Raw genomic sequence first — 2,601 nt, 5'->3', positions numbered from 1 at the left:
ATTTTTCAGTTGGCAGTTAATTAGTATTCAGTATTCAGTCGTAACTGTACTGCGTACTGCTCACTGCGTACTGTAAACTGGTTGCCCAACTTCTAAAATTTCCTTTCAATTTGTAATGAACGTTGTTGTCCCAAATTCAAATTACTTTGAACTTTTAACCTTTAACTGCGCTTTAGCGCGCTGTAGTCTCAGGCAGACTCGAACTGCCGACCTCTACATTATCAGTGTAGCGCTCTAACCAGCTGAGCTATGAGACTGTCCCTTGTTAAATATATATTGTAAATCGTATAATGAACAAGGTTTTTCAACAAAACCCCTTCAAAATACATTATACAGCATACACTATACAATTTTTTAAATTAAATCGACAGCTTAGAATCAAGACCAAAAAAGAGCTTTAAGAACTTCCCTTTAATTATTGCGCATTGCCTTAAAAGGCGTTGCTCTAGAAAGGAGGTGTTCCAGCCGCACCTTCCGGTACGGCTACCTTGTTACGACTTAGCCCCAGTTACCAGTTTTACCCTAGGCGGCTCCTTGCGGTGACCGACTTCAGGTACCCCCGGCTTCCATGGCTTGACGGGCGGTGTGTACAAGGCCCGGGAACGTATTCACCGCATCATGGCTGATATGCGATTACTAGCGATTCCAGCTTCACGCAGTCGAGTTGCAGACTGCGATCCGAACTGTGATAGGGTTTATAGATTCGCTCCTTCTCGCGAAGTGGCTGCTCTCTGTCCCTACCATTGTAGCACGTGTGTGGCCCAGGACGTAAGGGCCGTGATGATTTGACGTCATCCCCACCTTCCTCACGGTTTGCACCGGCAGTCTGGCTAGAGTTCCCGACATTACTCGCTGGCAACTAACCACAGGGGTTGCGCTCGTTATAGGACTTAACCTGACACCTCACGGCACGAGCTGACGACAACCATGCAGCACCTTGTAATCTGTCCGAAGAAAAAACTGTTTCCAGTCCTGTCAGACTACATTTAAGCCCTGGTAAGGTTCCTCGCGTATCATCGAATTAAACCACATGCTCCACCGCTTGTGCGGGCCCCCGTCAATTCCTTTGAGTTTCATTCTTGCGAACGTACTCCCCAGGTGGGTTACTTATCACTTTCGCTTAACCACTCAACCCTTAATCGGGCCGAACAGCTAGTAACCATCGTTTACGGCGTAGACTACCAGGGTATCTAATCCTGTTCGCTACCTACGCTTTCGTCCATCAGCGTCAGTGTATTATTAGTGATCTGCCTTCGCAATCGGTATTCTGAGTAATATCTATGCATTTCACCGCTACACTACTCATTCTAACCACTTCATAATAACTCAAGACAATCAGTATCAATGGCAGTTCTCCCGTTGAGCGGAAGACTTTCACCACTGACTTAATTGCCCGCCTACGGACCCTTTAAACCCAATGATTCCGGATAACGCTCGGATCCTCCGTATTACCGCGGCTGCTGGCACGGAGTTAGCCGATCCTTATTCGCAGAGTACCGTCAAACTCCCACACGTGGGAGTGGTTCTTCCTCTGTAAAAGCAGTTTACAACCCATAGGGCAGTCTTCCTGCACGCGGCATGGCTGGATCAGGCTCTCGCCCATTGTCCAATATTCCTCACTGCTGCCTCCCGTAGGAGTCTGGTCCGTGTCTCAGTACCAGTGTGGGGGATCTCCCTCTCAGGACCCCTACCTATCGCTGCCTTGGTAAGCCGTTACCTTACCAACTAACTAATAGGACGCATACCCATCTAATAGCCATAAATGTTTAATGATGATCTCAGGAGAGACCTCCATACTATGGGACATTAATCCAAGTTTCCCTGGGCTATTCCCCGCTAAAAGGTAGGTTGTATACGCGTTACTCACCCGTGCGCCGGTCGTCATCAGAAAAGCAAGCTTTTCTATGTTACCCCTCGACTTGCATGTGTTAGGCCTGCCGCTAGCGTTCATCCTGAGCCAGGATCAAACTCTTCATCGTTGTTTCTTAATTATAATTACAACAATCAAAATCTGTACTCAAAGACGACTTATCTAGTCTTAATTCTAAAATTATTTGTATCGTTTTTCTTGCGAAAAACGTACGCGCTGTCAATTCAATAAATCAATGAACTTCTTCTCAGTAAACAGTATTTAGTAGATAGTTGGCTGTTTAAAAACCAACCCTCCAGCACCATCACTGAAATTGTCTTGTAAAAACCAAAGGAATCGAACCTTTCTTATATAACGCCCCGTCCGGCAGTTTCTTTTTCAATATTTTTGGGAACTTGTTTCCGCTGTAAGCGGCTGCAAATATACAATGCTTTTTCTTTATCAACCAAATATTTTTTAGAAAAATTTTAAGTTTTTTTTGAAAGCTTTACCCGATTAAAAGAACTTAAAAACAACTACAATTTTTATTAAAATCCTTTGCTGTTTTTGCGGCTGCAAATATACAACCTCTTTTGAATCTGACAAGCAAAAAATAAAGTTTTTTTACTTTTATTTTTTTGAGCTTTCTTAGCCCTAAAAACATCGTAATCCCAGTATGTAATGAACTTCTTAACTTAGAACCCCAAACCTCTTGTGGCGCAAAGCGGGTGCAAATATACTGCTGTTTTTTA

At 44.1% G+C, this 2,601-nt stretch carries 1 protein-coding gene, 1 tRNA gene and 1 rRNA gene; all 3 read right to left on the bottom strand.

Going from position 1 to position 2,601, the window contains the following annotated elements; genetic code table 11:
* Window positions 1-183 precede the first annotated feature (183 nt).
* Window positions 184-257: transfer RNA gene (locus tag GUB10_RS15795), tRNA-Ile, on the bottom strand.
* Between the two features lie 192 nt (window positions 258-449).
* Window positions 450-1,979: ribosomal RNA gene (locus GUB10_RS15790) — 16S ribosomal RNA — on the bottom strand.
* Window positions 1,980-2,375: 396 nt separating this feature from the next.
* Window positions 2,376-2,601: hypothetical protein (locus GUB10_RS16005; protein ID WP_227740443.1), on the bottom strand; the 226-nt coding region annotated here is incomplete at its 5' end.

The organism is Salegentibacter sp. BLCTC, from assembly GCF_015143665.1.
GTDB lineage: Bacteria > Bacteroidota > Bacteroidia > Flavobacteriales > Flavobacteriaceae > Salegentibacter > Salegentibacter maritimus.
This window is presented reverse-complemented; position numbering and strand designations above follow the sequence as displayed.